The sequence below is a fragment of the Novosphingobium fluoreni genome (assembly GCF_014196615.1).
In the GTDB taxonomy this organism is placed as follows: domain Bacteria; phylum Pseudomonadota; class Alphaproteobacteria; order Sphingomonadales; family Sphingomonadaceae; genus Novosphingobium; species Novosphingobium fluoreni.
This window is the reverse complement of the sequence record NZ_JACIDY010000002.1, coordinates 212,595-237,519: the sequence shown is the minus strand read 5'-3', so window position 1 is coordinate 237,519 and position 24,925 is coordinate 212,595. Positions and strand designations below refer to the sequence as shown.

The following is a 24,925-nucleotide window of genomic DNA, read 5'->3' as shown; positions in this document are numbered from 1 at the left end:
TTCTTCACTGTTCGCCCACCCTTTGAATTTCCCACTCCAGCTCCACGCCCGAGTTTTCCCGCACGCGCCGCCGCACTTCCTCGCCCAGCGCCTCGATCTCGGCGCTGGTCGCGGTGCCGGTGTTGATGAGGAAGTTCGTGTGCTTCTCGCTCACTTGCGCGCCGCCCAGCGTCAGTCCCCGGCACCCGGCTTCATCCACCAGCTGCCACGCCTTGTGGCCTTCCGGGTTCTTGAAGGTCGAGCCGCCGGTCTTGGAGCGGAGCGGCTGGCTGGCCTCGCGGCTGGCGGAGATGCGGTCCATCTCAGCCTGGATCGCGCCAGGCTCACCCGGATGCCCGCGAAACTGCGCGCTGACGACCATCGCGCCATCGGGCAATTCAGAGTGGCGATAGGTATAGCCAAGCTGAGCCACACCCAGCGTGATCAGTTCGCCCGAACGCAGCACCACGTCACAATCGACGAGGATGTCCTTCACCTCGCCGCCATAAGCGCCGCCGTTCATTCGCACGAACCCGCCGACGGTGCCGGGGATGGAGCGCAGGAACTCGACCCCCGCGATGCCCGCATCGCGCGCGGTGGAGGAGACGAGAATACCCGAAGCACCGCCGCCGCACCGCAGCGTCACTTCGTCCACCTTTTCAACCCTTGCGAAGGCCTTGCCCAGACGAACGACCACGCCCGGCACGCCGCCATCACGCACGATCATGTTGGAGCCCAGCCCCAGCGCCATGACGGGCACGGACGGATGGAGATCATGCAGGAACGCCTGCAGATCGGCCATGTCCTTGGGCTCGAACAGCCACTCTGCCGCGCCGCCGGACTTGAACCAGACCAGCGGGGCGAGCGGGGCCTGCGGGGTCAGTTTCCCCCTCACCCCATTCTTTTCGAGCGTGGGTTGCTCGACCATCAGGCGACGGCCCGCTCGCCGATCGCGCCGGCAAGGCCTGCCGCCCACTTGGTGATATCGCCCGCGCCCAGGCAAACGATCATATCGCCCGGCCGGATGATCCGCGCCATGGCTTCGGCCAGTTCATCCGCCCCGCCGATGACATGCGCATCGCGATGGCCCCGCGCCTTGAGCCCGGTGACCAGCGCCTCGGCATCCACACCGTCGATCGGCGTCTCGCCTGCCGCATATACCGGCGTCACATAGACGGCATCGGCATCGTTAAAGGCGGTCTGGAACTCCTCCATAAGATCGCGCAGGCGCGTAAAACGGTGCGGCTGCACCACGGCCAGCACGCGGCCCTTCACGCCTTCGCGCGCGGCGGCAAGAACGGCGCGAATCTCCACCGGGTGATGGCCGTAATCATCGATCACGGTGGCGCCGCCCACTTCGCCGACCTTGGTGAAACGCCGCTTGACCCCGCCGAACTGGGCGAAGCCGCCGCGAACGATCTCATCATCGCAGCCCATCTCGATCGCCACGGCGACGGCGGCGAGCGCGTTCTGCACGTTGTGGCGGCCCGGCATCGGCAACTCGATCCCTTCGATCCGGCGCTGCTCGCCATCACGCTCTCGCACCACGACATCGAAGCGATTGCCGCCGGGCACCGGCGTCACCGCCTCGCCCCGCACATCGGCCTGCGCGGAGAAACCGTAAGTGATCACGCGCCGATCGCGGATCTTGCCGATCAGGGCCTGCACCTCGGGATGATCGATGCACAGCACTGCGGCGCCATAAAAGGGCACGTTCTCGATGAACTCGATGAACGAGGACTTCACCTTGTCGAAGCTGCCGTAATGCTCAAGGTGCTCGGGATCGATGTTGGTGACGACGGCGATGGTGCCGTCCAGCCGCAGAAACGAACCGTCGCTCTCATCCGCCTCCACCACCATCCAGTCACTGGCGCCAAGCCGCGCGTTGGACCCGTAGGAGTTGATGATGCCGCCGTTGATCACCGTCGGATCGACGCCGCCCGCTTCCAGCAGACAGGCCACCATCGATGTCGTCGTGGTCTTGCCATGCGTGCCGGCCACGGCGACGGTATTTTTGAGCCGCATCAGCTCCGCCAGCATCTCTGCCCGGCGGACGACCGGGATGCGATGCTCCAGCGCATAGACGACCTCGGGATTGTCGCGCTTCACCGCCGTCGACGTGACGACTACGGCGGCCTCGCTGACGTTCTCGGCCGCGTGGCCGATCATCACCTTGATCCCGCGTGAGCGCAGCCCTTCGACCACGTAACCCTCGGCAATGTCAGAGCCCTGCACGGTGTAGCCCAGGTTGTGCATCACCTCGGCGATGCCGGACATGCCGATGCCGCCGATGCCCACGAAGTGGACGGTCCCGATATCGGTGGCGACGCCTTTCATTCCGCGCTCTCCAATGCGAGGGCTTCCTTGCTCTTGGCCACAGCAGGCTTTCCGCCAACACGGATCACGTCCATCAGCGGCGCACCGCCGAAGCCCTCCACCAGATCGGCAAGGTCGCTCGCCGCGTTGGGATAGCCGCAATTCCACGCGGCATGCGCCGCGTTCGCCAGCGTTTCAGGGTGCTGCGCCATCGCCTGGATCTGCTTGGCAAGTTCGCTGGCGGTGAACTTCTCCTGCCGGATCGCCCGCGCACCGCCGGCGGCCACCATCTCGCGCGCGTTGGCCGCCTGATGATCGTCCGTGGCGATCGGCAGCGGGATCAGGATCGCGGGGCGACCCACCACGGTCAGTTCGGCGATGGTCGAAGCTCCGGACCGGCCGATGAACAAGTGCGCATGGGCCAATCGCTCGGCCATGTTCTCAAAGTACGTGGCCAGTTCAGCCGGGATGCCGTGGCTGGCGTAGCGATGGCGCACCGCCTCGATATCTTCCGGGCGGCACTGCTGGATCACTTGCAGCCGCGCCCGCAAGGCGGTGGGCAGCATGGCCAGGCCATCGGGCACGACTTCGGAAAGTACCCTTGCGCCCTGGCTGCCGCCGGTAACCAGGATGCGGAGCAAACTGTCCGAGGTGAAGGCCGGGAACGGCGCATCGCGCAGCGCCAGCACTTCGCTGCGCACCGGATTGCCGACCAGCGTGACCTTCTTGGCCAGCTTGGGATCAAGCTTGTCGATATCCTCGTACGCCGTCGCGATCGCATTGACGCGCGGCGCGAAGAAGCGATTGACCCGGCCCAGCACCGAGTTCTGCTCATGCAGGATCGTGGGGATACCCGCTGCTCGCGCCGCCAGCATCGTCGGCAGCGCGGGATAGCCGCCGAAGCCGACCACGGCGGTGGGCGCGAAGCTTTCGAACAGGCGCAGCGCCATGCGGCGGCCCTCGATCACACCCATCGCGCCCTTGACCCAGCCCAGCGGGTTCTTTCCGGCGATGCGGCCGGGCGGCAGAATATGGGCGGGCAAGCTGGCAGGCTTGCCCGGAATCTGCGCGCCGCGCTCATCGGTGATCAGCGCCACGTGATGCCCTCGCCGTTCCAGCTCCAGCGCCAGCGCGAACGCGGGGATCAGGTGCCCCCCGGTCCCCCCGGCGGCCAGCACATAATGGCGGCTTGCGGCAGTCATGCAGTCTCTCCGACATCGCTGAGCGAAAACCGCTCACGCTCGATAAACGGGTTTCTGCGCGTAATGGCCAGCAGCAATCCCAGGCAAGTGCAAACCGCCACGGTGGAAGAACCGCCGTACGAGACGAGCGGCAAGGTCATGCCCTTGGAGGGGAACAGCTGAAGGTTGACCAGGATATTGATGAAGGCCTGCCCGCCGAACTGGGCGACGATGCCGGTGCCGGCCAGCACGGTGAACAGATCGTCCTCCCGCGTCTGCCGCAGGATCGCCTGAAACAGGATCGCGGCATACAGCATGATGATCACCGCACACACGGCCAAGCCGAACTCTTCGCCGATCACCGAGAAGATGTAATCCGTATGTGCCTCCGGCAAGGACAGCTTGCGCGAACCCATCCAGAAGCCGGTGCCAAACCAACCGCCGTTCAGCAATGTGCGCTCAGCCAGATCGACCTGATCATAAGCGCTGCCACCGCCCAGAAAGGCGTTGATGCGGTTCCGGCCGTTCTCATAGAACATGTAGGCCAGCGCCACGATCGCCACGCCGGCGCCCATCGCCGCCATGATGCGGCGCACATCCAAGCCGGAAAGCAGGATCAGCACGAACCAGGTGGCGGAAAACAGCATGGTCGAGCCAAAATCCGGCTGCGCCATCAGCAGCACGCCGATCAGCCCCATCAGGCCGACGGTCACCTGCATCACCGGCAGGCGATTGTCCCGCACGCGCCAGGCGAGGATCCAGGCCAGCAGGATCGGGAAGCCGCATTTCAGGAATTCGGAGGGCTGGATCGAGACGCCCAGGTTCAGCCAGCGCCGCGCGCCGTTCACTTCGCTGCCGACGAACGGCACCAGCATCAGCGCGAACAGCATCGCCCCGGCGATCAGGATACCAAGGCGGCGGGCCGTCTCCTTGGACAGCGTGGAGGTGCCGAACAGCGCCAGCAGCCCCAGCGCCTGCCAGCGCAAGTGGATGAAGAAGAAGTGCAGGTCCGACAGATGCTTGGCCGACGTGGAAAGCCGGCGCGAACTGGCCGGAGAAGCCGCCGCCACCGAGACCGTGCCTATCGCCATCAGGATCAGCACAAGCGCCAGCGTGACCCGGTCGATCTCCTGCCACCAGATCGCCAACGCGCTGCGACGGCTGCGATTGTACCGCACCATCGCGTTGCCGCTGGCGATAGGTGTTACCGTGGATGCTGCGGTCGCCATCAGTCGATCACCCCATCGTCATCGTCACGTTCCGGCGCTTCGGGCGCAACCAGCGCCTGAACGATCTGCCGAAATGCATTGCCCCGCGCTTCGTAGTCGCGAAATTGATCGAAACTGGCGCATGCCGGGGAGAGCATGACCACGTCTCCTGGTTTGGCCTGCGTGATTGCCTCGCGGATCGCTTCGGCCATCATCTCGCTGCGATGGACCGTCATATGCGGCTTCAGCAGGTCGGCGAACATCGGGCCGGCATCGCCGATCGTATAGGCGGCCGCCACATTGCCGAAGAACGGCGCGCACTCGTCCAGATCCTCACCCTTGGGCAAACCACCCAGGATCCAATGGATGCGCGGGTCCGGATCTGGGGGGAATGCCGCCAGCGCGGGTGCGGTGGAGGCCGGGTTGGTCGCCTTGCTGTCGTTCAGGAACAGCACGCCGTTCGCCTCCGCCACCCGCTCCATGCGGTGAGGCAGGCCACTGAACGTGGTGATCGCCGGCTCCCACTGGTCACGCGTGATCCCCAGCGCCTCGACGATGGCGATGGCGACTGCGGCGTTCTGAAGGTTGTGCGGCCCTTGCAGCGAAGGCCAGTCCTTCTGCAGGGATACGATGTCCCGCCCGTCGGCAAAATTCACCCGGCCCGGTTCGTGACGCGCCACCTGTATCCCGGCGATCGCGGCGGTATCATCGTCCCCGATGCCGAAGACGGCGTGATGGTCCGCGCTCTGCATCGCGAAAAGCCGCGCCTTGGAAGCGGCGTAGGCGGAGAAACCTTCATACCGGTCGAGGTGGTCCGGCGTGATGTTGAGCAACGCTGCCACGTCGCAGTCCAGGCTTCGCGTCAGGTCGATCTGATAGCTCGACAGTTCCAGCACATAGACGCCGGTGCCGTGCTCGTTCGGTGCCAAAGGCTCCTGACCCAGGATCGGCAGGCCGATATTGCCGCCCATCAGGACGGGAAGATCCGCGCTCTCGATAAGGTGGCGCACCAGCGCGGTCGTGGTGGACTTGCCGTTGGTGCCGGTGATGCCCACCACCTTGTGCGGAGGCAGGGCCGCGCGGGCCTGGGCAAAAAGCTCGATATCGCCGATCACCGGCACGCCAGCCTGAGCGGCAACCTCGGTGATGGGATGGCGGTTCAGCGGGATGCCGGGGGAGACGATGACGGCGTCATAGCCCGTCAGGTCGGCACTGGTAGGATCGGCAAGTTCCACGCGGTCCGCCAGCGCAGCGCGGGGTTCCTCCCGCGTGTCCCACGCCATCACTTGCGCGCCACTGGCCAGCAACGTCTCCACAGTGGCCAAGCCGGAACGGGCAAGACCCAGCACCGCGTACCGCTTGCCCGAGAAGGCGGGAGAGACGATCATCGCCGCGCCGCTTACCGCAGCTTCAGCGTGGACAGGCCTAGCAGCGCGAGCACGATGGAGATGATCCAAAAGCGGATCACGACGGTCGACTCTGCCCAGCCGAGTTGCTCGAAATGGTGATGGATCGGGGCCATGCGGAACACGCGGCGTCCGGTGCGCTTGAAGAAGAAGACCTGAATGATGACCGACAGCGCCTCCAGCACGAACAGCCCGCCGACCACCGCCAGCACGATCTCGTGATGCGCGGCGACTGCAATAGCCCCTAGTGCGCCGCCCAGCGCAAGGCTGCCGGTATCGCCCATAAACACGGCTGCAGGGGGGGCATTGAACCACAGGAAGGCCAACCCCGCCCCCATGATCGCGGTGCACAAGATCGCCAGTTCACCCGCGCGGGGCACGTGGGGGATGCCCAGATACGTGGCGTAGTCGACGCGGCCCGCTAGATAAGCGATGATCGCGAAGGTACCCGCCGCAATGATCACCGGCATCGTCGCCAGGCCGTCCAGCCCGTCCGTCAGGTTCACGGCGTTACCCGCACCCACGATCACCACAGCGGCGAATACGTAGTAAAACGGGCCCAGCGGGATGTAGCGCCCGCTCAGGAACGGCACGTAAAGGTTCGTGTTCAGCTGGCTGACGATGATGAAGGCGGCCACTCCTGCCACCAGAAATTCCAGCAAAAGCCGAAGCTTGCTGGAGAGGCCGGCATGGTGGCGTTTCGTCACCTTGTCATAATCATCCAGGAAACCGATCATGCCGAAGCCGACCGTCACGGCCAGGCAGGCCCAGACGAACGGGTTCGTCAGGTCCATCCACAAGAGCATGGAGATGACCAGCGCGATCAGGATCATCAGCCCGCCCATCGTCGGCGTGCCGCGCTTGGCCAGGTGCGTCTGCGGACCGTCCAGGCGGATAGGCTGACCCTTCCCCTGGCGCACGCGCAGCATGTTGATGAACTTGGGCCCGATCAGCAGCCCTACGACAAGCGCGGTCATGAGGGCCGCGCCGGAGCGGAACGTCTGGTAGCGGAAGAGGTTGGAGACCCCTTCGAAGTGAAACCAGTCTGCGATGATGTACAGCATTGGGAGGGTTGCGACCTAGTCTGTGCCGAGATGGCGCAGGGCCGATAAGGCCCCTTCGTGATCAACGCCAGCGCCGTATCCGCGCGACGCGCCGAACGGTTGGTCGGCGTTCAGACAATAGGTTGCTGCCCCCCCCATCGCTCTTACCCTTCGCGTTTGCCAAGCGCCGCGACCAGCGCCGCCAGACCGACCGAGTTGGAGCCCTTCACAAGGATCGCATCATCACGCTCAAGCCCGAAGGCGCGCAGGTTTTCCAAGGCTTCCGGCACCGAACCGACATGCGCGAAGGCCATGGATTTGCCAAGCGCGTTGGGCACGCCTTTCCCCAGTTCGTCCGCCAGTGGCTGCATTTCGCCGCCAACCAGCACTGCGTAATCGACCCCTGCCTCGCGCACCGGCATCGCCAGCGCCGCGTGATAATCAGGGCCATGGCTTCCCAGTTCCTTCATCGCGCCCAGCACCGCGATGCGGCGGCGAGCAGGCGTGCGCCCCAGCTGCGCCAGCGTGGCGCGCATCGATGCAGGATTGGCATTGTAGCTTTCATCGATCAGCAGCGCCTGGCCCGGCGGCATGTCGTCATCGATGTCGATCTCCAGGCGAGCGCCGCGCCCGGCAAGACCCTCCATCTCGGCCAGCGCGACGCCCGCGGCGCCTAGGTCCCCGCCCACCGCACGCACCGCGGCCATAACCGCAAGCGAATTGATCACCCAATGCTCGCCGGGCGAGGCCACGGTGTAGCACACGCGCCGATCACCCATGTCCGCCGTCACCAACGAACCGCCGCCGATCGCCGATACGGCATCGAGCAGGCGGACGTTGGCATGATCGGCCTTGCCGAACGAAATTACGGTGATGCCCAGCTTGTCCGCAGCGGCTTTGAGGCGCGCGAAGTGGGGGCTGTCAGCCGGGATCACGGCCACGCCGCCTTCCTCCAGCCCTTCGAAGATTTCCGCCTTGGCATCGGCGATGGCTTCTTCGGAACCCAGCATCTCGATATGGGCAGGCGCGATCGTGGTGATCACCGCGACATCGGGGCGGACCTGCCGCGTCAGCGCCGCAATCTCACCTGCGTGGTTCATGCCCATCTCAAACACGCCGAAGCGGGCCCGGGCGGGCATCCGCGCCAGGCTGAGCGGTACGCCGACATGGTTGTTGTAGCTCTTTACCGAACGATGCGCATCGCCATGCGAAGCGCGATCGAGCGCGGCAAAGATGGACTCCTTCACGCCGGTCTTGCCGACAGAGCCGGTCACACCGATGATCTTGCCCCGGCCCCGCGCGCGGGACGCGGCGCCCAGGCGCACCAGCGCCTCCGTGGTGTCCTTGACCAGGATGTGCGGGCCATCGACCGGGCGATCGACCACGACGGCCGCCGCGCCCTTGGCCAGGGCCATGTCGACGAAGCGGTGGCCGTCCATGCTCTCGCCCTTCAGCGCGAAGAACAAGTCACCCGGCTGCACGTCGCGGCTGTCGATCTCGACACCCGAGGCGAGGAATTCGGCACTGGCGGTGCCCTTCACCGCGCGAGCGATGCTTTCTGCATCCCACAGCGCCAGCGGCGTCTCGTCAAGCGTGTCGACCGGCCAGTCGAGAATGCGGGCAATGGCGTTCATTTCAATGGTCTCCCAAGGGGATAGCTTGTGCGCCAGACATTTCTCTGGCGACCGTCACGTCGTCGAACGGCAGCACGCGCGCATGTGCGCCGCTGCCTACCACCTGCCCCTGTTCATGCCCCTTGCCGGCAACGAGGACGATGTCCCCGCCGCCAGCCTCAGCGATCGCCGCGCCGATGGCATCGCGGCGATCTCCGATTTCCATAGCCCCTTCGACGCACCCGGCCAGCACCATGGCCCGGATCGCGGCGGGGTCTTCCCCGCGCGGATTGTCGTCGGTGACGATAACTGTATCTGCGTTGCGGCAGGCAACCCGGCCCATCTGCGGCCGCTTGCCCTGATCCCTGTCCCCGCCTGCGCCGAACACCACGATCAACCGACCCGAAACGTGCGGGCGCAAGGCGGCAATGGCCGCTTCCAGCGCGTCGGGCGTATGGGCGTAGTCGACGTAGATCGGCGCGCCGCGCGATGAAACCGCCGCACGTTCCAACCGCCCGCGCACCGTCTGCAGGCGCTTCATGGCATCGAAGGTCTGCTTCGCATCGCCGCCCGTCGCCAGCACCAGACCTGCCGCTACGAGCGCATTAGCAGCCTGATAAGCCCCGATCAGCGGCACTTCGATCTTCACCTGCTGCCCGGCGTGTTCCACCACCAGAGTCTGGCCCAGCAAGGTCGGCGCGCGCGAAACCAGCTTCAGGTCGGTGCCCCGCTCGCCAACCGTGAAAAGCTTCAACCCCCGCGCCTCGGCATGGGCAACGGCCTTGCCCGACCAGGCATCGTCCGCCCAGACGACCGCGGTGCCATCGTTCGCAACAACTTCGTCGAACAACCTCATCTTGGCTGCGAAGTAGTCTTCCATCGTTGCATGGTAATCGAGGTGATCGCGGCTGAGATTGGTAAAGGCCGCCGCCGCCACGCGCGGACCTTCGCTGCGGAATTGCGAAAGGCCATGGCTTGAGGCTTCGAACGCGACGTGGGTTACACCTTCGCGCGCCAGACCGGTCATGTTCGACAGGAACGTGACGATATCGGGGCTGGTCAGGCCGGTGGAAACGCTTTCATCGCTGGTCGTCACCCCCAGAGTGCCGATCGAGGCGGCGCGCAGGCCCGCCATGCGCCACAGCTGGCGCGTCAGTTCCACGGTGGAGGTCTTGCCGTTCGTGCCCGTCACCGCAACCAGGGTTTCGGGCACCGGCTGATAGAAACCCTGCGCCAGGCGCGCGAAGGCGCGGCGCGGTTCGGCATCGGCGAAATGGGCAACGCCCGCCACCATCGCCTCGGCACGAGCGACGATCGCGACGGCGCCTGCCTCGATCGCGGCGGGAATGAAGTCTTCGCCGTTGACGCGAGCCCCCGGGAACGCGCCGAATACCGTGCCCGGCGCGACCTTGCGATGATCGATCGCAAAGCCGGTGACATTGCCATCCCTATCACCCGGAAGCGTGAAACCGGACATCGTGGCGAGCGCGGAAAGTTTCATTCCTTGTCCGCCCCGGCGGGTACGAGCGAGCGGATGTCCGAGATGTCGATATCGCGCGTCTCGTCCGGCATGATGCCCAGCAGCGGTCCGATCCGGGGCACCACACGGCTGATCACCGGCGCGGCGTTCCAGGCGGCGGTGCGCTGGAAGGACGTGGCCTTGGTACCCTGCGGCTCATCGATCATCGCGATCACGACGTATCGCGGGTGATCCATCGGGAAGGCGGACGCAAAGGTCGCGATCAACGAATGGCGCTGATAGCCGCCGGCGCCCGGCTTTTCCGCCGAGCCGGTCTTGCCACCGACCCGGAAGCCCGGCGCATCCGCCTTGCGGCCGGTGCCGAACGCCACGATCATCCGCAGCAACTGGCGAAGACGCGCGCTGGTGGCGGCGGTGAACACACGCTCACCCTGCGGCACCTGGCCGGGCTCCAGCTTCTTGAGCGTGGCGGGCCGATAGATGCCGCCGTTCACCAGCGCGGCGTAGGCAGAGGCAAGGTGCAGCGGCGTTACCGCGATGCCGTGGCCGTAAGATACGGTCATGGTGCGCAGGCGCGGCCACACGCCCGAGGGCCAGATGGGGAAGCCACGCGCGGGCAGCTCGATGCTGGGCCGGGCATTCATGTGCAGCGCTTCCATCGTCTTCTTCAGACGCACGCCGCCCAGTTCGTCGGCGATCTGCGCGGTGACGACGTTGGATGAGTGGATCAGCGTCTCGGGGACGTTGAGCGAGCCGCCGAAGTTGTGGCTGTCATGAATCGTGAAGCCCGCGACATGCAACGGCGAGGCCGGCCAGCGGCGACCAAGATTGGTGATCGTGCCCGCGTCCAGTGCCGAGGCCACCGTGATCGGCTTGAACGTGGAGCCCAGCTCGTAGACCTGGTTGGTCACGCGGTTGAAGATGTTGGGCGTGTTCGCCTTGTCGATCTTGTTGGGATCGAACGAAGGAAGCGAGGCCAGCGCCAGTACTTCGCCGGTATCGACGTCCAGCACGACACCCGCCGCGCCCTTGGCGGCGGAGAGCGCCATGCCACGGCCCAGCTCGTCTTCCAGCGCGCCCTGCACCCGGACGTCGATCGAAAGGTTCATCGGCGTGGCGCGCCCCTCGGCGGACTTGAGGCGGGCGTCAAACGCTTCCTCCATGCCGACCTTGCCGTTGCCGTACGAATCGACAAAGCCCAGAACGTGCGCGGCGGTGGACCCTTGCGGGTAGAAGCGCGTGGTTTCCTGCGGGAATTCCAGCGCCGGCTCACCCAGCGCATGCACGCGGTTCGCTTCCTCGGGCAGGATCGACTTACGCAGATAGCCCTTCTGGCCGGACATCAGCATGCTGGTCACGCGCTTGACGTCGAGATCGGGGAAGATCGCATGCAGCTTGGCGGCTACGTCGGCGGGCTTGCCCACCAGCGGCGGGCCATCGGTCATCGCCTTGGGATTGAACCACAGCGAATAGACATGGAAATCGCGCGCCATCGGCGTGCCGTTACGATCGACGATGATCCCGCGAGAGGGCGTCATGAACGCGGCCATATCGGCGCGGGGGCCGAAGCCGCCGGTCAAGCCCAGGAACGAGAGGCGCACCATCGCGCAAGTCGCCAGCAGGGCAAAGCCCGCCAGCACCCACAGCGCGCGCCACTTGGCGACGAGCAGCGCCTTTTGCCGCACATTGTTCAGGCGGTGCCGGCCCGTGGAGAGCGGGACAGTCGGCGTAACCGGGTCAGGATTGGAAAAAGCCAGGCGCGCCGCCGGCTGCGGCCGCTTAACCCCTGCGGGAAGCGGCGTGATGCTATCGGGCGAGAGGGCGCGCGTGGCCATTTACTGGACGTCCGAGGCGAGCTGGATGCGGGCCAGCCGCTTGCCCAGGCCACGCGCATCGCGAGCCAGCGCCTTTGCCTCGACCTTGTCGTCCGGCGTGCTGCCCGCGTCGGATACGGTGCGAGCGACCGCCGCACCCATGCCGGTGACGGGGGAAACCATCGCCAACAGGCCGCCATCACCCGTGTTTTCGCTGCCCTCTGCCGCCTTGTCGGCGCTGGCGTAGCGGATCGGTGCAGGCGCGCCCGGAGCCGCCGCCTTGCCCAGCGCCGCCAACTGGCGCTCACCTTCGATATACTGTTCGGCACGCGGGGCTTCGTAGCCGAACTCCACCTCGTTCAGCGTCTTCAGCTGCTGCTGATTGGAGCGGGTCTGGAATTCGGTCTGCAGGAAATCGATATCGCGCTGCAGGTAGGCGATGCGCCTTTCCGTGCCCGCGACCTGGCTCTTCACCGCATTCACCCGAAGCATCAGCGCGATACTCAGCGCGCCGCAGATCAGCAGCACGGTCATCCAACCAATCGAATGGACGCGATCGCGAGTGAGGTTCATGCGGATTTCCTCGAGCGGGCGGGGGCTTGGGTGCGGACGGCGCTGCGCAGGGTGGCGGAGCGCGAGCGGGGATTGATGGCGACTTCGCCATCGCCGGGGCGAATGGCCTTCGAGACCTGTGCGAAGGTCGGCGCATCGGCGGGCGCGACTTGCGGCAAGTGGCGCGAGGTGGAGGCATTGCCCCCGCTGGCTTCGCGCAGGAACTGCTTCACCACGCGGTCTTCCAGCGAGTGGAACGAGACCACGGCCAGGCGACCTTCCGGTGCCAGCAGCGTCTCTGCCGCGGCCAGGCCGCCCTCCAGCTCGTCCAGTTCGCCGTTCACGTGAATGCGGATCGCCTGGAAGCTGCGGGTTGCGGGATCCTTGGGCGCACCAGCGTGATAGCCAAGCGCCTTGCGCACCACACGCGCCAGGTCCTCGGTGGTCTGCAGCGGACGCGCCGCCACGATCGCGCGGGCCACCCGACGCGACTGACGCTCCTCGCCATAGGTATAGAGCACGTCGGCGATCGCGCTCTCTTCGGCGGAGTTCAGAAAATCGGCCGCGGATTCCCCCTCCTGGCTCATGCGCATGTCCAGCGGGCCGTTGCTGGAAAATGCAAAGCCGCGCGTGGGTTGATCCAGCTGCATTGAGGACACACCGATATCCATCGCAATGCCGTCAACCCGCGCTATCCCCAGCTCAGCCAAAGTATCCACCATTTCCGAAAACCGGCGGGGGTGCAGCACGAGGCGCGGGGCATCGCCACCAAGCTCGGGCCATCCTTGCGGGTTGCCCTGCGCGGCCGCGATGGCGTCTGGATCGCGATCGAAGGCATGGACGGTCGCCCCCGCATCCAGGAGTCGCCGGGTGTAGCTGCCCGCGCCGAACGTGGCATCGACCATGACTGTGCCCGGGGCAGGACGCAGCGCCGCGATGACTTCCTCCAGCAGGACGGGGATGTGCGGGGCATGGGATGCGGCGGCGGTCATGCGCGGCCCGCCTTCTTCAGCTCAGCCTTGGCGAGGCTGGCACAGGAAACTTGCGCGCCCTTGAACTGGGGCTCGGTCATGGCGGCAAGCGCGCCTGGGGCGAAGACGAAGAAGTACTGGCCGGCGCCCTGGAAATAGAGCTGGTCGTCCACTTCGGCCAAAGTGGCGAGATCCTCTGGCAGGACAAAGCGGCCCGAGCCGTCGAACGGAATCTCGTGGTAGTTGTACAGCGTCATCGCCTTCATATCCCGGTCGAAGGGCTGACCGGACTTCATGGCGAATTCGCGCTCCTGCTCGATGATGTCTTCAAACTGGGCCACGCGGGACAGGCCGTAGCCGACAAGGCAGTTCCAGCTTTCATGCTTGGCGAGGCAAAGCACCTGGCTGCCGCTCGATTCGCGGACGGTGCCACGGAACAGATTGGGCAGCACGAAGCGGTTCTTATCGCGTCGAAGCGAGAAGCCCTGCCCCCGGTAGATCAACGGCTGCCCCGCCATTTTTCGCGACTCTGACCCTTCGAATAGCCCCGTCTCGCGAATGACTTCCCCCAAGCCCGGCCACCCTTCGAGCGGCCGGGTTCCCGTGATCGGCGTAATCACGAGGAGGTTCAGTCATTCCGATTGATGCCGCTTTTATCGGTTCCAGAGCGGGCCGGAAAGGGAAAAGTGGGGATCGATCCCTTGAAAATTGTTGATTGTTTACTCGGAACAATCTTCGCGATTGTGCAATAGCACGCAATTGCGAGGGTATAGGCAGGTAAACGGTATCAATCGGGCTCTCCCCACTCGTCCCCACGCTCCAGACCTCGACCGGTCTAGCAGCTTTAATGAGGCGGAGGTGGGGTTGACCAGGGCCAGAAGACACCGACGGCGTCTGCTGACGCTACATATTGTATTTACAGGATTTTCCGTCCGGCGCAGTTGGCCGCCAGGGGATATCAGCGGCTGAGAAGCCCCAGCAATCCCGTGATTGCCTCAGCTTGTCCCGCATCATCCCCATCGAACACCGCAGCGTCCGCAATGATGATCGCCCGGCCCCGGCCGATGACACAGTTGGCCGCGATTCCATCCGCGGCAAGACGACACTGCGCATCCGGCCTGGCCACGAATCGCCCGGACAGATTTGTCGGCACGCTGACGCCGAATGCCCGGGCCTGTGATTCTCCCGCGGGCTGATCAGGATCGAAGGTCATCTCCAATCCCCAGTGCCGCAGGATCGGCGAGAGCATGGCGATGTCCTGTGGTCGGCGCGGATCACCCAGAGCGAAGTCCGAATGCGCCGTCAGCATCGGATCGGCGAATAGCAACAGGCGACCGCCTGCCCGTACCCAAGCATCGAGAGCGACATTCTCGTCCGGGGTCAGCGGGCGGGGCTGCGCCAGCACCAGCAAGGCGTCATGCAGCAGCGGAAGCCCCTTTGGCCCGGCGAGGGTGTCGAGCGGAATGACCCTGCCCCGCCGCTCCATCGCCTGCAACGCCCAGTGTTTGCCTGTGGTATCGGAAAGCTGTCCCCGGATATCCCCGGCTTCGGCCCAGACAAGCGGCAGGCTGCTGGAAAGACCGATCACCCGCTCCGGCACCTTCTCCTGACCCTGTGCGCAAGACGCCAGCGCCACAAGGAACGGGAGGGCAGCGGTGCGCATCCCCTTAAGGCGCAGGAACCGCTCCGGATGGTTGCGCGGCATCGGGGCTGCTGCCCGGCGTGGGGTCTGCGGCGGGGACGACGCCGATATCCGCCAGCGGCTCACTGGCCGGCTTCTTGGCCTGGGTGTCGACCGCCACCACTTGCTCCACCGGCTCACGCACATCGCCCAGCCTGGCGCGATCCATGATGATGTTGGCCAGCCCCACGATCAGCAGCATCGCGCACAGCCCGATCAAGCCCACCTGAAGGCGGTGGATCGCCTGCATGCGCAGTTCGCGCGCATTGGGCGGCGCGTAGTGCTGCGGCGTCTGGATCGGCTCGACAATGCGAGGCGGAACGTTTCCTGCCATCGGCGAGATGTTAGCTTATTGTGCCAGCCATGGGAAGACCGGCAAGCCTTTAGCCTCCAGCCATTCCCGGTTGTAAAGCGAGGAGAGATAGCGAAAGCCCGTGTCGCACAGGATCGTCGCCACACGCGAACCTGCGCCCAGTTGCTTGCCCAGCGCCACCGCTCCGGTCACGTTGATGCCGGAGGACATGCCCAGGCACAGCCCCTCTTCCGACAGGAGGCGCCGGACCCACTTGATCCCCTCCTCGTCCGAAATCCGGAATTGCGTATCGATCGGCGCGCCCTCCAGGTTGGCCGTGATGCGGCCTTGCCCGATGCCTTCCGCGACCGAAGACCCCTCAGCCTTCAGCTCGCCACAGGCGTAATAGTTATAGAGTGCCGCGCCGTGCGGATCGGTGAGCGCGATGGTGATGTTTTCATCGAACGCCTTCAGGCCCATGCCCACGCCCGCGATCGTGCCGCCCGTGCCCGCCGCGCAAGTAAAGCCATCGATTCGGCCCTCCATCTGTTGCCAGATTTCCGGTGCAGTGCTTTCGATGTGCGACTTGCGGTTGGCGATATTGTCAAACTGGTTGGCCCAGATCGCGCCTTGCGTCTCTTCCGCCAACCGCCGCGAGGTGTGGACGAAGTGGCCGGGGTTGGAGAAGGGCGCGGCAGGCACCAGCACCAGCTCCGCGCCCAATGCCCGCAGCGTGTCCATCTTTTCGCGCGATTGCGTCTCGGGCATGACGATCACGGTCTTGTAGCCCAGGGCGTTGGCGACCAGCGCCAGGCCGATGCCGGTGTTGCCCGCCGTGCCTTCCACGATGGTACCGCCAGGCTGCAGCAGCCCCTTCTCTTCCGCATCGCGCACGATCCACAGTGCCGCACGGTCCTTCACAGAGGCACCGGGGTTGGCGAATTCGCACTTGCCCCAGATTTCGCAGCCCGCCTCCTCGCTCGGCCCCTTCAAAAGGACGAGCGGCGTGTTGCCGATGAGATCGAGGGAGGAGCGGCGAATGTCAGGCGCTGTCATGCCGTGGGAAGTAGGAAGAAGCGGAGCGCCGCGCAATCGCCAAGTGGCGTTGCAGCCGCGCGATGGACGCATATCTTGTGGCTTCATGGCTGCGGCATCGGTCGCCGGCATAAGCAGGAAGGCAAACGATCCGATGGGCCAAATTCGATGGGCTTGAAGGCAGAGGCGATCCGCGAAGGATTGGATACGATAGCTGCGGCAGAGCCACGCATCGCCCATGCCCTGGCGGTGGCAGGCTATCCCGAACCGCGCGTTTACGAAACCGGCTACGCCACGCTGCTGCGTACGATCGTGGGCCAGCAGGTCAGCGTCGCCTCCGCCGCCTCGGTATGGAACAAGCTTCAGGCGCTGCTGGGCGAAAGCATCCCGCCCGAAGTCCTACTCGCCGCCGAGTTCGAGGCGCTGCGCGGCTGCGGCCTTTCTCGCCAGAAGCAGGGTTATGCACGGTCCTTGTGCGAACTGGTGACGGCCGGTTCGCTCGATCTGGATAACCTGCCCGCCGACGACGAAGCCGCGATCACGCAGTTGGTGCGGATCAAGGGCATCGGGCGATGGTCTGCCGAAATCTACCTGCTGTTCGCCGAGGGCCGGCCGGACATCTGGCCCGCTGGCGACCTGGCGGTGCAGGCGGGCCTGCACAAGATCCTGGGCCTGGACGCCCGCCCCAGCGAAAAGCAGACGCGCGATCTGGCCGAACCCTGGCGACCGCACCGCGGCGCGGCGGCGATCTTCACTTGGCATATGTACAACAACCCGGCGCTCTGAACGCGGGCGATAAAAAACCCCCGGCGGGAGAGAAGCGCCGGGGGTTTTCCGCAAGTGCCGATCAAGGAGGCGCGTTCCCCCGCGCCTGGGCCCTCAGTCGAAACGCACTCGCAAATTCGCACCGGCGTAGCGATCCGCATCACGCGGGATCATCAGGCGCTGCCCGGCGGTGGTGTTGAGAAGCACGTAGCTCTTGTCCAGAATGTTGCGGACGAAGAAGGTCAGGCGGTACTTGTCGTCCGCGTCCGACACGCCGACGCTGGCGTTCCAGATGCCGTAGGGATCGATCGGCCCGCTTTCACCCAGGTCAGAGAACTGCTTGCTGACATGGTGCCAGTCGGTCGACAAGTAGAGCTTGGCCGGCCCCGCATCGACGTCATAGTCCGCACCCACGGTGTAGCTGAACTTGGGCGCCAGCGGCAGGCGGGTGCCGTCTCGCGCGTCAGGCGCGTTGGTCAGCGGGTTGGGGTTGAAGCGGCGCACCTTTGCATCGGCATAGGCCAGGTTGGCGCGGAAGGTCAGGCCTTCGGTCGGCGCGAACGTAGTGTCCACTTCGAAACCCTTCGACCGCACTGAGCCGGCATTCGTCAGGTTGGTGACGACGGCGCCGTTCAGCAGCACGAAGTTGTTGGCCTGGAAACCCTTATAATCGACCAGGAACGCGGTGGCATTCACCTGCACCATACGGTCGAAGAACTGGCTCTTCAGACCCACTTCGTAGCTGTTCGACTTTTCAGGATCGATCGGCGTCGAGTTGGTGGGCGCGGTGTGGTTGAAGAAGACGTTGAAGGCCGGCCCCTTATAACCGCGGGTATAGCTGCCGTAGACCATCACGTCCTTGGCGACATCGTACTGCAGCACGGCGCGGCCCGAGAAGTTGCTGGCGTCCGTCTGGCCGCGTGACAAGTTGGTGCCATTGCCATTGGGCAGCGTGCCCCCCGCGCCGACGGTCGAGAGGCCCGCGCCGCCCGTGATCACCCCGTTTGTGGCGTTGCGCGCCGGCCCACGGAAGTGGGTGTAGCGCACGTCGTCATGCGTGTAGCGGCCGCCCAGGGTCATGCGCAGACCTTCGACGAACTCGTATGTCGCCTGCCCGAAGACCGCCCAGTTGCTGAACGATACCTTGCTTTCCGACGTGGCGGTGGGGAACAGGGTGTTCGCCGTGTCCGCCAGGTTGCAAGGCTGTCCGCCGGTCACGTCGACGGGGCTGGTCGACCGGGCGCACGTGATATCGCTGCGGGTGAAGTCCTGGGTGTTCTTCGAATACCACAGGAAGCCGCCGACCTGATAGGTCAGGGCCTGGTTCTGCGGCGAAGCCAGGCGGACTTCGGCCGAAACCTGATCGGTCTCCACCGTGCCGCGATCGTGCAGCTGGGGCGTGCCGACCAGCGCGCGCGGCAGGAAGTCACCGTCGCGAAGTTCGGTGTTCCTCCAGTTGCGATAGCCGGTGACGATGCTGAAGGTGTGATCGGCGAAAGTGTCGATATCGGCGTTCAGCGTGAAGCTCATCTGCCGGTCCAGCGAGCGGGTGATCAGGTTCTGGTTCACGCGGCGGGTGTCCTCACCCTGCGGGGTGATGCCCAGCTCGCGATCGAGAACGGTCCCGCGCGAGACGCCGGTCACTTCGGCGCAGCAATCGTCGTTCGCCTTGAAGTAATCGGCGATCAGGCGGACACGCGCGCCGTTGCCATCCCAGTCCAGCAGGCCGCGAGCGCCGTAATGCTCATAGCCGTTGACGGTCTTGTTGTAGAACGTGTTCTTGATGTTGCCATCGAAGTTTCCGTAGAAACCGGTGACGCGGGCACTGAGGTTTTCGGCGATCGGACCGGACACGGTCAGGCGCGCACGGTATTCCTCATCGGTGGTGCCCGAAAGATTGGCCTCGGCCTGGAACGTGTCGGTGCCGCCCTTTGAGACGATGTTCACGAGGCCGGCGGACGCGTTCTTGCCGAACAGCGTACCCTGCGGGCCGCGCAGCACTTCGATGCGATCGAAGTCCACCAGGTCGAGGAAGGACTGGCCCGACCGACTAAGCACGATGCCGTCGACAACGGTGGACACACTTGGCTCCGCTGCGATCGAGAAACTGATCGTACCCACGCCGCGCATCACGATCGCGCTGTTGGCGTTGGTGGTGCCCTTGCGGAAGGTTACCGAGGGGACGATCTTGGTGATGTCTTCCAGGCTCTTGGCCCCAGCGCGGTCCAGCGCGGCCCCGGTGACGGCGCTGATCGAGATCGGCACGTCCTGGGCGCTCTGCCTAACCTTCTGCGCGGTAACGATAATTTCTTCGACCTGGGCAGCAGCCGGGTTGGCGGCGGACAGTGCGAGCGCCGAAGCGGTAAAGGCCAGCGCGGTGCGAACGACGACGCGGCGGTGTGACGAATGACTCATGAGTTCTCCCCTCCTGATGCAAAGCCCTGGCTTTCGAAACCTCGGGTCTTGATGATCCGCTCTTGATCCCCATGAACATTTCTGTCAAGCGTTGTCATAAGAAGGGCCATACGGCAAAAGCCCTCGGTGTCGCATATGCCACAATGGGAGCTGGTTTGTTGTCGCTGAACTTCGCGCTTGAAGATGACGGGTTCGTTCTCCTGCTGGAGGATCGCGTGATCTTGCGCAGTACGGCGGACAAACCAGCTTTCCAGGTGGCGCGTGGTGATGCCGATGTGCGGATGATTCGCGGCAACTTCTCAATCGGCGATACGCCGCAGGATCATCATTCCCTCTCCCTCGCGCGCATGGACGGCGCGGATGTTGTCCTGTCCGTCCAGGACGGCGCGCAACCCCTTCTCCGCCTGCGGATCGCGGAAAACCGCCTGGAGGTGCGCACCGTTGATACGCGGTTCGATCGCGTCTGGATCGACCTGGCCGCGCAGCCGGGCGAGCATGTCTGGGGCGGGGGCGAGCAGATGAGCTATCTCGACTTGTCGGGCCGCCGCTTTCCGATCTGGACCAGCGAACCTGGCGTGGGCCGGGACAAGTCCACCGAGCTGACCCGCCTGGTCGATGAAGACTGCATGGGCGGCGGTGACTACTGGTGGACCAATTATCCGCAGCCGACCTTCCTTACATCCAGCCTGATGGCCTGCCATCTGGACAGCAGCGCCTACAGCGTGCTCGACTTCACCGATGCAACGCGGCACCGGATCGAGGTGTGGCAAGGCGATTTCGCGCTGGAACTGTATGTCGCACCGGACATCCGCGATCTCGTCGGCCAACTCAGCACCCGCTTCGGCCGTCAGCCCCCCCTCCCCGACTGGGCGATCGGCGGCGCGATCGTCGGCCTTAAGGAAGGCGAGGCCAGCTTCACGCGGCTGGAGCGGATCGTTGCCGCCGGGGCCGAAGTCAGCGGCCTGTGGTGCGAGGATTGGATCGGCATCCGCCAGACCACCTTTGGCCGCCGCCTGTTTTGGGACTGGTCGTGGAACGCAGCCCGCTATCCTGACCTTCCCACCCGCATCGCCGATCTGGCGACGCGCGGCATCCGCTTTCTGGGCTATGTGAACCCATACCTCGCCAACGATGGCGTGCAGTATCAGGAGGCGCTCGCCGCCGGCTATCTGGCGCTGCGGCAGGACAGTGACGCGCCATACCTCGTCGATTTCGGCGAGTTCGACTGCGGCGTGGTCGATTTCACCAACCCCGCCGCGTTGGACTGGTTCGCCGATCGCGTGATCGGGCAGGAGATGCTGGACTTCGGTCTGTCCGGTTGGATGGCCGATTTCGGCGAGTATCTGCCGGTCGACCTGCGGCTTCACGATGGCAGCGATCCGATGCTGATGCACAACCGCTGGCCGGTGCTGTGGGCAGAAGCAAACGCCAAGGCGATCGCATCGCGCGGCAGGACCGGGGACGCGGTGTTCTTCATGCGCGCCGGTTTCTCTGGCGTGCAGGCGCATTGTCCGCTGCTGTGGGCGGGGGACCAGTCGGTCGATTTCACTCGGCACGACGGGATCAACACCGTCCTCACCGCCGCGCTGTCCGCCGGGCTTGTCGGCAACGCCTATTCGCATAGCGACGTCGGCGGCTACACCAGCCTGCACGGCAACGTCCGCACTGCCGATCTGATGATGCGCTGGTGCGAGCTGGGCGCGTTTTCCCCCGTGATGCGCAGTCATGAGGGCAACCGCCCCGACGACAATCTCCAGATCGACAGTTCCGAGGCGCTGCTGGCGCAGTTCGCGGCGATGTCACAGGTTCACGCAAAGCTTGCGCCCTATGTCCGCCATCTGAGCGACGAGGCGGTTAAGACCGGCCTGCCGGTGCAGCGGCCGCTGTTCCTGCACTATTTCGAGGACGCGCTGTTCAGCGTGCAGGACCAATACCTTTACGGCGTGGACATGCTGGTGGCTCCGATCGTGGAGGCGCGATCCACCGGCCGTAACGTCATCCTGCCGGGAGATGCGCCCTGGCGTCATCTGTGGAGCGGCGAGGACCTCGCGCCCGGCACGCATTTCGTGAAGGCGCCCTATGGCCGGCCGCCGGTGTTCTATCGCCCAGACAGCCCGTTCGCGCCGCTGTTCGCCTCGCTGGAGACACAAGCATGAGTGATCGGTCCAACATCAAGGACGTATCCGCGCTGGCGGGCGTGTCGGTGAAGACGGTCAGCCGCGTTCTCAACGGCCACCGCTATGTCAGCCAGGACACGCGGGAGCGCGTGGAAAAAGCGATGCAGGAGCTGGAGTTCCGCCCCAGCGTGGCGGCGCGCATCCTGGCGGGCAACAAGTCCGGCCAGATCGCCCTCATCTACGACAATCATAGCCCTTACTACATGAACCAGGTGCAGATGGGCTGCTGGGAGGCCTGCCAGGCATCCAATTCTCGCCTGCTGGCCCAACCGGTGGACGTGGGTGATGCCATGGTGGGCGAGCAGGTGCGCGGCCTCGTGACCGAAACCCATGTCGATGGCGTCGTGCTGTCGTCCCCCGTCACGGACTGCGCGCCGGTGCTGAAGGCGCTGGAAGGCATGGACATCCCATTCGTGCGGATATCGCCCGGCACCAACCACGCGATGACCTCGTCCGTCTTCATGGACGACGCCCAGGCGGCGGACGACATGACCAGCTACCTCATCGCGCAAGGGCATCGGAAGATCGGCTTCATCCGCGGCCATTCTAGCCACATGGCATCGGAAGAGCGCCTGTTCGGCTATCGCCGCGCGCTGGACCGTGCGGGCCTGCCGTTCGAACCGGCGCTGGTCGCCCCCGGCGAATTCGATTTCGACAGCGGCGTCGCGGCGGCACACCTGTTTCTCAACGGTCCCACCCGCCCCAGCGCGATCTTTGCCAGCAACGACGATATGGCCGCCGGTGTCCTGTCCGTGGCGCATGACATGGGCTTGTCGGTGCCGCAGGACCTTTCGGTTGCCGGGTTCGACGATACCACGCTGGCGCGCATGGTGTGGCCGCAACTGACCACGATCCATCAGCCCACGCGCGAAATGGCCTTCGCCGCCACGCAATTGCTGCTCCAGGGGGCGCAACTTACGCACCGCCGCCTGCAACACGACCTGATCGAGCGCGCCTCGGTCGCCCCCGTCAATCCCGATCTCCTCTCCTCACAGGACCTTTCATGACCCTTCTTCCCGCCCTGGAAAGCCGCCGCCCGCTTGGCAAAAGCGGCCTGACGGTCTCCGCCCTCGCCTGGGGCAACTGGCGCCTTCGCGGCGATGACGTCGACGCCGTCGTCGCGCTGCTTCATGCCGCACTGGGTGCCGGGATCGACTTTATCGATACTGCCGACATCTACGGCCCGGACAACAACGAGCCGTTCGGCGCATCCGAAGTGCTGCTGGGCCGCGCGCTGGCGACCAACGGTACCCTGCGTGACAAGTTCACCATCGCCACGAAGGGCGGCATCTCGATGGGCGTGCCCTACGATTCCAGCGCCAGTTATCTCACCAACGCGATCGATGCTTCGTTGCAACGGCTGGGTACCGATCATGTCGAGCTGTGGCAGATCCACCGCCCCGACATTCTAACCCATCCGGCCGAGATCGCCCAGGCCATCGAGGCTGCGCACAAGGCTGGCAAGATCCGCAGCTTTGGCGTTTCCAACTTCACTGTCAGCCAGATCGCCACGCTACAGCAGTACCTGTCGCTGCCGATCGTTTCCACGCAGCCCGAGCTTTCGCCGCTGAAGCTGGCTCCGATCGAGAATGGCGAGCTGGATCAGGCGATCGCGATGGACATGGCGGTCATGGCCTGGTCACCCCTGGGCGGCGGACGCATCGCCAATCCGCAAGACGAACGCGCGAAAGCCGCTGCCGACGCGCTGGACGAGGTGGCGCAGGAATTCGCGGTTTCGCGCACCGCGGCCGCCTATAGCTGGATCATGGCGCACCCCGCGCGCCCTATCCCCATCGTTGGATCACAAAAGGCAGACCGGATCGCCGAAGCCGCCGACGCGCTCAAGGTCCGTTGGGACCGGGCCCGCTGGTACGGCGTGCTGGTCGCCGCCAAAGGAGAGCCCCTGCCATGACACAGAACGCCATGAATGCGGACAAAACCTGCGAAGTCAGCTGGTTTTCGGCGCTGTGCGATGATGACTACGAGTTCCTGGGACAGCCCGACCCGATGCTGGCGTCCAGTTGGGAGCATTGCCGCAATATCGTGCTGCAAGCCGAAAAGGGTGGGTTCGACAATATCCTGCTGCCCTCCGGCTATCAGCTGGGCATCGACACGACGATGTTCGCAGGCGCCATCGCGCCGCTGACCAAGACCATCCGCCTGCTTTGGGCCCTGCGCATGGGCGAGGACTGGCCGCCGCAGCTGGCCCGCCGCATCGCCACGCTGGACCGCATCCTGGGCGGGCGGCTGACGGTGAACATCATCTCCTCCGATCTTCCCGGCGAGAAGATGGAGAGCCGCCCGCGCTATCAGCGCACGCTGGAGATCATGCAGATCCTCAAGATCATGCTCTCGGGCGAGCATCTGAAGTACAAGGGCGAATTCTTCGATCTCGACCTCGCCCCGGCGCGGATCGGCACCGTATCGGGTAAATGCCCGCCGCTCTATTTCGGCGGCCTGTCCGAAGATGCGCGCGAAGCGGCGGCGCAGGGCTGCGATGTCTACCTGATGTGGCCGGACACGATGGACAAGACGCGCGAGACGATCGCAGACATGACCGCACGTGCCGCAAAGCATGGCCGCACCCTTAAGTTCGGCTATCGCGCTCACGTGATCGTGCGCGAAACCGAGGACGAGGCACGCGCCTATGCCGATCGTCTGCTGTCCAAGCTGGACGACCAGACGGGTGAGGAAATCCGCAAGAAGTCGCTCGACAGCGCCTCTGTCGGCGTGACCCGCCAGGCGGAGCTGCGCTCGGCAGCGGGGGGCGACGGCTTCGTGGAGGAAAATCTGTGGACCGGCATAGGCCGTGCCCGCTCGGGCTGCGGCGCGGCGATCGTCGGCAACCCCGACCAGGTCCTCGCCAAGCTGCGCGCCTACCAAGCGGAGGGCATCGATGCCTTCATCCTCTCCGGCTACCCCCACGCCGCCGAGGCGGACCTGTTCGCGCGCCACGTGCTGCCCAAGCTGAACCACGGACCGCTGGTGATGTGAAGT

At 65.2% G+C, this 24,925-nt stretch carries 21 protein-coding genes; 5 read left to right on the top strand and 16 right to left on the bottom strand.

Annotated features, from left to right (window positions below; translation table 11 throughout):
* Positions 1-4: 4 nt before the first annotated feature.
* The 15 genes from murB to GGR39_RS04735 form a co-directional block, all read right to left on the bottom strand.
* Positions 5-907 carry a UDP-N-acetylmuramate dehydrogenase gene (murB, locus tag GGR39_RS04805; RefSeq protein ID WP_183616124.1) on the bottom strand — a complete coding sequence of 301 codons (903 nt, stop codon included), beginning with the start codon at positions 905-907 and terminating at the stop codon, positions 5-7.
* Complete coding sequence (gene murC, locus GGR39_RS04800) at positions 907-2,316, bottom strand: UDP-N-acetylmuramate--L-alanine ligase (protein ID WP_183616123.1); 1,410 nt, start codon at positions 2,314-2,316, stop codon at positions 907-909. Before murC ends, murB begins: the two co-directional genes overlap by 1 nt.
* The gene (gene murG, locus GGR39_RS04795) at positions 2,313-3,497 is read right to left on the bottom strand and encodes an undecaprenyldiphospho-muramoylpentapeptide beta-N-acetylglucosaminyltransferase (RefSeq protein WP_183616122.1); all 1,185 of its coding nucleotides are present in this window, start codon (positions 3,495-3,497) and stop codon (positions 2,313-2,315) included. The genes murC and murG overlap by 4 nt, the downstream gene beginning before the upstream one ends.
* A complete protein-coding gene (locus tag GGR39_RS04790) occupies positions 3,494-4,705 on the bottom strand; it encodes an FtsW/RodA/SpoVE family cell cycle protein (protein WP_183616121.1) in 1,212 nt (403 codons plus the stop codon). Before GGR39_RS04790 ends, murG begins: the two co-directional genes overlap by 4 nt.
* Positions 4,705-6,072, bottom strand: coding sequence for a UDP-N-acetylmuramoyl-L-alanine--D-glutamate ligase (gene murD, locus GGR39_RS04785; protein WP_183616120.1), 1,368 nt, complete (start codon positions 6,070-6,072; stop codon positions 4,705-4,707). Before murD ends, GGR39_RS04790 begins: the two co-directional genes overlap by 1 nt.
* An 11-nt stretch (positions 6,073-6,083) precedes the next feature.
* The gene (gene mraY / locus GGR39_RS04780) at positions 6,084-7,154 is read right to left on the bottom strand and encodes a phospho-N-acetylmuramoyl-pentapeptide-transferase (protein ID WP_058735176.1); all 1,071 of its coding nucleotides are present in this window, start codon (positions 7,152-7,154) and stop codon (positions 6,084-6,086) included.
* Between the two features lie 143 nt (positions 7,155-7,297).
* Positions 7,298-8,767, bottom strand: a complete 1,470-nt coding sequence (locus tag GGR39_RS04775; protein ID WP_183616119.1) for a UDP-N-acetylmuramoyl-tripeptide--D-alanyl-D-alanine ligase — start codon at positions 8,765-8,767, stop codon at positions 7,298-7,300.
* A gap of 1 nt (position 8,768) precedes the next feature.
* Positions 8,769-10,247, bottom strand: a complete 1,479-nt coding sequence (locus tag GGR39_RS04770) for a UDP-N-acetylmuramoyl-L-alanyl-D-glutamate--2,6-diaminopimelate ligase (RefSeq protein ID WP_183616118.1) — start codon at positions 10,245-10,247, stop codon at positions 8,769-8,771.
* A complete protein-coding gene (locus tag GGR39_RS04765) occupies positions 10,244-12,061 on the bottom strand; it encodes a peptidoglycan D,D-transpeptidase FtsI family protein (protein WP_183616117.1) in 1,818 nt (605 codons plus the stop codon). Before GGR39_RS04765 ends, GGR39_RS04770 begins: the two co-directional genes overlap by 4 nt.
* Positions 12,062-12,613, bottom strand: a complete 552-nt coding sequence (locus tag GGR39_RS04760; protein ID WP_183616116.1) for a hypothetical protein — start codon at positions 12,611-12,613, stop codon at positions 12,062-12,064.
* The gene (rsmH, locus tag GGR39_RS04755) at positions 12,610-13,584 is read right to left on the bottom strand and encodes a 16S rRNA (cytosine(1402)-N(4))-methyltransferase RsmH (RefSeq protein ID WP_183616115.1); all 975 of its coding nucleotides are present in this window, start codon (positions 13,582-13,584) and stop codon (positions 12,610-12,612) included. Before rsmH ends, GGR39_RS04760 begins: the two co-directional genes overlap by 4 nt.
* Positions 13,581-14,135 (bottom strand): division/cell wall cluster transcriptional repressor MraZ, encoded by a 555-nt coding sequence (locus GGR39_RS04750; RefSeq protein ID WP_343055773.1) that lies wholly within the window; start codon positions 14,133-14,135, stop codon positions 13,581-13,583. Before GGR39_RS04750 ends, rsmH begins: the two co-directional genes overlap by 4 nt.
* Positions 14,136-14,521: 386 nt before the next feature.
* On the bottom strand, positions 14,522-15,268 hold the full coding sequence (locus GGR39_RS04745) for a DUF4350 domain-containing protein (RefSeq protein WP_183616114.1): 747 nt from the start codon (positions 15,266-15,268) through the stop codon (positions 14,522-14,524).
* The gene (locus tag GGR39_RS04740) at positions 15,231-15,578 is read right to left on the bottom strand and encodes a hypothetical protein (RefSeq protein WP_221225969.1); all 348 of its coding nucleotides are present in this window, start codon (positions 15,576-15,578) and stop codon (positions 15,231-15,233) included. Before GGR39_RS04740 ends, GGR39_RS04745 begins: the two co-directional genes overlap by 38 nt.
* A 15-nt stretch (positions 15,579-15,593) precedes the next feature.
* Positions 15,594-16,592: a cysteine synthase A gene (locus GGR39_RS04735; protein ID WP_183616113.1), complete on the bottom strand. Its 999-nt coding sequence runs from the start codon at positions 16,590-16,592 to the stop codon at positions 15,594-15,596.
* 147 nt (positions 16,593-16,739) lie between these two features.
* On the opposite strand from GGR39_RS04735, the gene GGR39_RS04730 reads away from it, so the two are divergent.
* Entirely contained in the window at positions 16,740-17,357 is a 618-nt protein-coding gene (locus GGR39_RS04730; RefSeq protein WP_183616112.1) for a DNA-3-methyladenine glycosylase family protein, read from the top strand.
* A 93-nt stretch (positions 17,358-17,450) separates the two neighbouring features.
* Here GGR39_RS04730 and GGR39_RS04725 read toward each other — a convergent pair whose 3' ends face one another.
* Positions 17,451-19,751 (bottom strand): TonB-dependent receptor, encoded by a 2,301-nt coding sequence (locus GGR39_RS04725; RefSeq protein ID WP_183616111.1) that lies wholly within the window; start codon positions 19,749-19,751, stop codon positions 17,451-17,453.
* A 143-nt stretch (positions 19,752-19,894) separates the two neighbouring features.
* Between GGR39_RS04725 and GGR39_RS04720 the strand changes: the two genes are divergently transcribed.
* The 4 genes from GGR39_RS04720 to GGR39_RS04705 are packed head-to-tail and all read left to right on the top strand — an operon-like array spanning position 19,895 to position 24,922.
* The gene (locus GGR39_RS04720; protein WP_183616110.1) at positions 19,895-21,907 is read left to right on the top strand and encodes an alpha-glucosidase; all 2,013 of its coding nucleotides are present in this window, start codon (positions 19,895-19,897) and stop codon (positions 21,905-21,907) included.
* On the top strand, positions 21,904-22,935 hold the full coding sequence (locus tag GGR39_RS04715; protein ID WP_183616109.1) for a LacI family DNA-binding transcriptional regulator: 1,032 nt from the start codon (positions 21,904-21,906) through the stop codon (positions 22,933-22,935). The genes GGR39_RS04720 and GGR39_RS04715 overlap by 4 nt, the downstream gene beginning before the upstream one ends.
* Positions 22,932-23,840, top strand: coding sequence for an aldo/keto reductase (locus tag GGR39_RS04710; protein WP_183616108.1), 909 nt, complete (start codon positions 22,932-22,934; stop codon positions 23,838-23,840). Before GGR39_RS04715 ends, GGR39_RS04710 begins: the two co-directional genes overlap by 4 nt.
* Positions 23,837-24,922: an LLM class flavin-dependent oxidoreductase gene (locus tag GGR39_RS04705; protein ID WP_246388332.1), complete on the top strand. Its 1,086-nt coding sequence runs from the start codon at positions 23,837-23,839 to the stop codon at positions 24,920-24,922. The genes GGR39_RS04710 and GGR39_RS04705 overlap by 4 nt, the downstream gene beginning before the upstream one ends.
* Positions 24,923-24,925: the final 3 nt, after the last annotated feature.